Origin of the sequence: Xanthomonas codiaei (assembly GCF_002939785.1) — a bacterium.
Taxonomy (GTDB): Bacteria; Pseudomonadota; Gammaproteobacteria; order Xanthomonadales; family Xanthomonadaceae; genus Xanthomonas; species Xanthomonas codiaei.
The window spans coordinates 1-6,711 of sequence record NZ_MDEC01000059.1 but is presented as its reverse complement, the minus strand read 5'-3'; the positions used below and the strand labels follow the sequence as shown (position 1 = coordinate 6,711).

At 62.7% G+C, this 6,711-nt stretch carries 2 protein-coding genes; both read left to right on the top strand.

The annotated features are described in order from the left end of the window. Window positions 1-1,859 (top strand): non-ribosomal peptide synthetase (locus XcodCFBP4690_RS21840; RefSeq protein ID WP_146092014.1); only part of this gene is annotated, 1,859 nt, incomplete at its 5' end. Next, window positions 1,856-6,711 (top strand): non-ribosomal peptide synthetase (locus XcodCFBP4690_RS21835; protein ID WP_279628117.1); only part of this gene is annotated, 4,856 nt, incomplete at its 3' end. The genes XcodCFBP4690_RS21840 and XcodCFBP4690_RS21835, both read left to right, overlap by 4 nt.

Genomic DNA, 6,711 nt, shown 5'->3' with positions numbered 1-6,711 from the left:
AGGCCCTGGAGCAGGCCCCGGAGCTTCCGTTAAGCCAGTTGCGGGTCATGCCCGAGGCCGAGCGTCGGCAGTTGCTGGGCTTCAATCGTGCGCGCGCGCCATCCGAGCCGCAGCACACCATTGCGACGATGGTCGAGCAGCAGGCCGCCCGTACCCCCGATGCCATCGCGCTGGAGTGTGCGGGCGAGCAACTGCGCTATGCCGAGCTCAATGCGCGTGCCAATGCGCTTGCCCATCGCCTGCTTGCGCTGGGCGTGCAGCCCGACGACCGGGTGGCGATCTGCGTGCAGCGCAGCCCGGCCTTGCTGGTGGGCTTGCTGGCGATCCTCAAGGCCGGCGCCGCCTATGTGCCGTTGGAGCCACGTTACCCGGCCGAGCGCATCCGGTGTCTGCTCGACGACAGCGCCCCGCGTGCGGTGCTGGTACATGCGGCCACGCGCGCGATGCTTGGCGAGACGCTGCGTGCGCTGAGCTTGCCAGTCATCGATCTCGATCTCGATCTCGAACAGCGTCAGACGTCGACGCCTGCAGCGGGCAATCCGGTGGTCGCAGGGCTGACGCCGGCGCATCTGGCCTATGTGATCTACACCTCCGGCTCTACCGGCCAGCCCAAGGGGGTGATGGTGGAGCACCGACAGCTGGCGCACCTGATCCACTGGCATTGCACCCGCTTTGGTCTGCAGCCAGGTTCGCGGACCTCCAGCGTGGCGGGACTGAGCTTCGATGCCGCCGCCTGGGAACTGTGGCCGACGCTGTGCGCCGGAGGGTGCGTGCTGATGCCGGCGGGCGAGTGCGAGGTAGACGACGTGCTGGCGTGGTGGCGTGCCCAGGAGCTGGATGTGAGTTTCCTGCCCACGCCGCTTGCCGAGCACGCCTTCGTTGCGGGCAGCCTGCCGCAGCGCCTGACGCACCTGCTGGTGGGCGGCGATCGTCTGCGCCAGGTTCCGGTCGGGCTGCCGTTTACCGTCCACAACAACTACGGGCCAACCGAAACGACGGTGGTGGCGACCAGCGGTGAGGTGATGCCGCAGGTGCTGCATCCCTCGATCGGTGCACCGCTGCCGCATCTGCGTGCCTACGTGCTGGATGCGCACCGCCAGTTGGTGCCGCTGGGCGTGGTGGGCGAGCTGTATCTCGCCGGCGCCGGGGTGGCGCGGGGGTATCTCGGGCGGGAGCGCTTGACCGCCGAGCGCTTTGTCGAGGACCCATTGCATCCGGGCGAACGCATGTACCGCACCGGCGATCTGTGTCGCTGGTCGGACGACGGCCGCCTGGCGTATGTGGGACGCAACGATGACCAGGTCAAGATCCGCGGCCGGCGCATCGAGCTGGGCGAGATCGAGGTGCAGTTGCTGGCACATGCGCAGGTGCGCGAGGCGGTGGTACTGGCACGCGAGGATGTGCCGGGCGACCGGCGCCTGGTGGCCTATGTCATTGCCGATGTTGCTGCACCGGCGTCGCTGGACGAGGTCCTGCGCGCGCACCTGCGCCAGCTGCTGCCCGAGGCCATGGTGCCGGAGGCGTTCGTGGCGCTGGAGGCCTGGCCGTTGACGGCCAATGGCAAGCTGGATCGCAGCGCGCTGCCGGCGCCGGATGCGGCGCATCGTCTGCAGGGCTACGAGCCGCCGGCCGATGCGGTGGAGCAGACCCTGGCCGAGATCTGGCAGGCGGTGCTAGGGGTGGAACGGGTGGGGCGGCACGACAACTTCTTCCAGCTGGGCGGGCATTCGTTGTTGGCGGTGACGCTGGTGGAGCGGATCAGGCAGGAAGGACTCGAAGCCGATGTGCGTACTTTATTCGATCAACCCACGGTTTCTGCTTACGCGGCTGCGATTGAGCGGCTGGAGATTGTCCTGTGATCACCCATGAGTTCATTCAGTCGCTGAAGCAAAAAGGTGTCGAACTATCGCTTGAGCAGGGGCGATTGATCGTACGTGGCAACAAGACTTCACTTGGCGAGCCTTCGATGCTTGCCGCCTTGCGCGAGCACAAGGCGCTACTGATCGAGCTGCTGCAACATACGCCGGCCGCAGCCGCAGAGCCGGATCACGCCGGCCTTCCGCGCGAAACAGTGTGCATCACTCCTTCCATGCTGCCGCTGGTTGACCTGAATCAGCAACAGATCGACCTCATCGTAGCCAGCGTGCCTGGTGGTGTCGCCAATGTGCAGGATATCTACCCGCTTGCGCCACTGCAGGAGGGCGTGCTGTACCAGCATTTGTCTGCGACGCAGGGAGACCCGTACCTGTTGCAAGCGCAGTTCGGGTTTGCGGACCGGCAGCGGCTGGAAGCATTTATCTCCGCGTTGCAGATGATCATCGAACGGCACGACATCCTGCGATCCAGCATCGCCTGGGAAGAGCTGGATACGCCGGTGCAGGTGGTGTGGCGGACGGCCGCACTACCACTGGAGGAGGTTGAATGCGATCCGGAGCACGGTGCGGTGACCGAGCAGCTGCAGCAGCGGTTCAGTGCTCGTACGCACGCACTGAATCTGCAGCGTGCGCCGTTGCTGAAATTGGTGTGCGCCAACGATAGTGTCAACCAGCGTTGGGTTGGCATGCTTCTTTTTCATCACCTGGTACTTGACCATCTCGCGTTGCAGACACTCACAAACGAGCTGCAGGCGTGCCTTCTTGGTAAGGCGGAAACATTGCCTGCGCAAATACCGTATCGCGCATATGTGATGCAGGCGCGCCTCGGTTCCAGGGACCAGAAGCATCGCGATTTCTTTGAACATCGTCTGGGTGACGTTGATGAGCCGAGCCTTCCGTTTGGTCTGCGCGATCAGCAGACCGATGGAAGCGTGATCGAAGAAGCGAGCCTGTCAGTGGCCTACGATCTGAGCAGACGTCTGCGACGGCAGGCACGCTTGCTGGGAATCGCTGCGGCGAGCCTGCACCATCTTGCCTGGGCACTGGTGCTTGGTCGGACCTGTCCACGCGACGATGTCGTCTTTGGCACGGTCCTGCTGGGGCGAACGCACGGAGGGACCGGTACCGCGCTGGCACTGGGAATGTTCATCAATACGTTGCCGTTGCGGGTTCAGCTGGACCGCCCCGTGCTTGCAGCAGCACGCAGGATGCATGAGGAGCTGAGTGCGCTGCTGGCACACGAGCATGCGTCCCTGGGCCTCGCGCAGCGTTGCAGTGGTGTCGCGCCTCCCGATCCACTATTCAGCGCGTTGCTGAACTATCGGCACACCGCGCATGGCGATACGGCCGGTAAGGATGCCGGCTGGGAAGGCATCGAAGTCTTGTCTGCGGAAGAACGCACCAATTATCCGCTGACCTTGAACGTCGACGATCTGGGCGACGAGTTCCGCCTCACGGCGCAGGTGGCTCCGCGAGTCGGTGCCAAGCGCGTGTGTGGCTATATGCATAAGGCGTTGGAAAGCGTGGTCGATGCACTCGAGCAGGCGCCTGATCGTATCCTGTACAGGCTTCCAATCCTGTCAGATGCCGAATTCGAGCAGCGTGTGGTCGATTGCAATACGCCATGTCTGGAGCCGGCGGCGACACTTCTTCTGCACCAGATCTTCGAGGCGCAAGCGACCGCAAGGCCGGAGGCAGTCGCGGTAGAGTACGCGCAGACGCGGCTCAGCTACGCCGAGTTGAATCAGCGTGCCAACCAGCTTGCACACGCCTTGCTGCAATTGGGCGTTCGTCCGGACGATCGGGTGGCGTTGTGCATGGCGCGCGGATGCGACCTGCTGGTCGGCATACTCGGCATCCTCAAGTCTGGCGCAGCCTATGTGCCACTGGATCCTGTGTCGCCGCCAGACCGCTTGGCCTTCACCTTGTCCGATAGCACACCGGTGGCACTGGTGACTGATGTGCAGTCCAACGGGGTGATTCGGCAGGTCGATTGCCCGGTGCTGTGTATCGACGCACCCAAGTCGAATCCGCTGGCAGCCCAGCCCGTCCACAACCCAACGATCGCCGGGCTCAGGCCGGAGCACTTGGCCTATGTCATCTATACCTCGGGCTCCAGTGGCAGGCCAAAGGGCGTGCTGGTGGAGCATCGTCAGGTGACACGCCTGTTCACCGCGACGCATGCCTGGTTCGATTTCAATGCGCACGATACCTGGGCGCTATTCCATTCCTTTGCATTCGATTTCTCCGTCTGGGAAATCTGGGGCGCCTTGTTGCATGGCGGACGCTTGCTGGTGGTGCCGCAATACATTACGCGTTCGCCACATGAGTGCTTCGCCTTGCTTTGTCATTCCGGGGTCACGGTACTCAACCAGACCCCCAGTGCATTTCGCCAGCTGATCGCGGCACAGGCCGGACACATGCAGGCGCACTGCCTGCGTGTAGTGATCTTCGGTGGCGAAGCGCTGGACCCGGGCATGCTCAAACCCTGGTATGACAGGCCGCATAACACTGCGACCCAGCTGGTTAACATGTACGGAATCACCGAGACGACCGTGCATGTCACCTATTGCCCGTTGTCACCGGCAGATGCGCACCAGAAAGAGGGAAGCCCGATCGGGCGACGCATTCCAGACCTGCGGCTCTACGTGCTGGATGCGCAGCGGCAACCGGTAGCGATCGGCGTGATGGGCGAACTTTATGTCGGCGGGGCGGGCGTTGCGCGTGGGTACTTGAATCGACCGGCGCTGACCGCCGAGCGGTTCATCGACGATCCGTTTCATCCAGGCGGCAGGCTCTATAAAAGCGGCGATCTTGCCCGTTGGTTGCCCGATGGCAATCTTGAGTACCTGGGGCGTAACGACGAACAGGTCAAGATTCGCGGGTTTCGGATCGAGCTGGGAGAAATCCAGGTCCGACTTGCCGAACATCCCGCGATCCGTGATGCCATTGTCGTGGCACTGACAGATGATCGGGGCGACAAGTACCTGGTCGCTTACGCGATCGCCACCGATCCGCTAGCTGTGCCAACGGCAGCGACGTTGCGCCAGTATCTGCTCAGCGTGCTGGCGGACTACATGGTGCCAAGTGCCTTCGTCATGCTGGAGAGCTGGCCGCTGACCCTCAATGGCAAGCTCGATCGTCAGGCACTGCCTGCACCGGGGGCGCACGCGCGCGCGCGCCAGGACTATGAAGCGCCTCTAGGATCTGTGGAGCAGTTGCTGGCGGAGTTGTGGGCGGATGTATTGCAGGTAGAGAAGGTTGGCCGGCACGACAACTTCTTCGCGTTGGGTGGTCACTCCTTGCTTGCGGTGACGCTGATCGAGCGCATGCGACGGCATGGTCTTGGTACCGATGTTCGCGTGCTATTTGGGCAGCCCACCATTGCGGCCATTGCGGCGGTAGTGGGCGATAGCGATGAAGTTACGGTGCCGCAGAACCTCATTCATCTGCCCTGCGACCGCATTACCCCAGCGCTGTTGCCATTGGTGCAGTTGTCGCAAGCGGCGATCGATCAGATCGTGGCAGCGGTTCCCGGTGGAGCACGCAATGTGCAGGACATCTATCCGCTGGCGCCGCTGCAGGAGGGCATTCTCTATCATCACCTCGCTGCCGAGGTAGGCGACCCGTATCTACTGCAATCACAGTTCAGGTTTGCCAATCGGGATCGATTAGATGCCTTTGTCCACGCGTTACAAAAGGTGATCGATCGTCACGACATCCTGCGGACTGCGGTGTTTTGGGAGGGTCTCGATCAGCCGGTGCAGGTTGTCCTGCGCGAGGCAGGGCTGGTGGTGGAGGAGATCGCACTCGATTCGGAGCAAGGTGACATCATAGACCAGTTACTCGCCCGTTTTGAGGCGCGCGATTACCGCCTGGCGTTGAGTCGTGCGCCTTTGCTGCGCCTTGTCGTTGCCGAAGATGCCGCTCAGCAGCAAATGGTGGGAACGCTGCTGTTTCATCACATCGCACTGGATCATCTGGCACTGGATGTCGTACGCGAAGAGATGCAGGCACTCTTGTCCGGAGCAGGACATGTGCTACCTGCCGCACTCCCGTACCGCAACTATGTGGCGCAGGTACGTCTGGGCGCGGGTCAGAAGGCACATGCGGCGTTTTTTACCCAGATGCTCGGTGATGTCGAAGAGCCAACGTTGCCATTTGCATTGCCGGATGTGCAGGGGGATGGATCGACGATCGAGCAGGCCGAGTTGAGCTTGACTCCAGCGCTGAGTGCGGGCTTGCGCGTACAGGCCAGGAAAGCCGGGGTCAGCGTTGCGAGCTTGCATCATCTTGCCTACGCATGTGTGTTGGGTGCGCTGTCCGGGCGTGATGATGTCGTGTTCGGTACGGTGTTGCTTGGACGCATGCGCGCTGGCATGGGGGCCGACCGGGTGCTGGGCATGTTCATCAATACCCTGCCTCTGCGAGCGAAGCTGGCCGACATCGGCGTGCAGTCGGCACTGGTCCAGATACACGCAAGCCTGAGCGCGCTGCTGGCGCATGAGCACGCGTCCTTGGCACTTGCACAGCGTTGCAGTCGCATTGAAGCACCAACGCCGCTGTTCAGTGCCTTGCTCAATTATCGGCATACGACAGCGAGCGATCAGACACATGCCGAAGTCCAGGCATGGGATGGGATCACTCTCCTCAAAAGTGAGGAGCGCAGCAATTATCCGACCGTGCTGAGCGTGGACGATCTTGGCAAGGCGTTTCATCTCACCGCGCAGGTCGCAGCTGCGGGCGCCGCCCAGCGCCTGTGCACTTACATGCAGAGCGCGCTGGCGCACCTGGTGGAGGCCCTGGAGCAGGCCCCGGAGCTTCCGTTAAGCCAGTT